This window comes from Clostridium sp. UMB9555A, assembly GCF_030222355.1.
Classification (GTDB): domain Bacteria; phylum Bacillota; class Clostridia; order Clostridiales; family Clostridiaceae; genus Sarcina; species Sarcina perfringens.
This window is the reverse complement of sequence record NZ_JASORQ010000032.1, coordinates 1-440: the sequence shown is the minus strand read 5'-3', so window position 1 is coordinate 440 and position 440 is coordinate 1. Positions and strand designations below refer to the sequence as shown.

Sequence of the window (440 nt, the reverse complement as noted above, 5' to 3'; positions counted from 1 at the left end):
GGAGCTAGCCCAACCCTTGTAACTGGATCTGATAGTATTCCTAAGATTATTCAATGTAAGGTTAGAAAACTTACTCCTTTAGAGTGCTGGAGACTTGTAGGATTCACATCTGAAGATTACTGGCTAGTTAGAAAAGCTCTTGAAGAACAATTTTATAACGGGAAAGACTGTACTGATACGCAAATGTAATAGTATTGTAATCCAGGTAGCAGAAAGTATAATTGAAAGCCTGAAAGGAATATTATATTAATTAAACGAGGTGAGAATATGGGTGAAATATTATTAGAATTTCTAAAAGAAACTCGTATTATAAATAGACAAGCTAAATTATTAATAGAAGATAAGAATAGTTTATCTTCTTCTGATAAAGAAATGTTGAATAAAATTATATTAAACACATCTAAATCTTTAAGTAAGTTAGGTTCAGAAATTAATTTATG

1 pseudogene is annotated in these 440 nt (G+C 29.5%); it reads left to right on the top strand.

What is annotated here, in order from left to right:
• Window positions 1-189, top strand: a pseudogene (locus tag QP548_RS16830) (DNA (cytosine-5-)-methyltransferase); the annotation flags it as partial.
• Window positions 190-440: the final 251 nt, after the last annotated feature.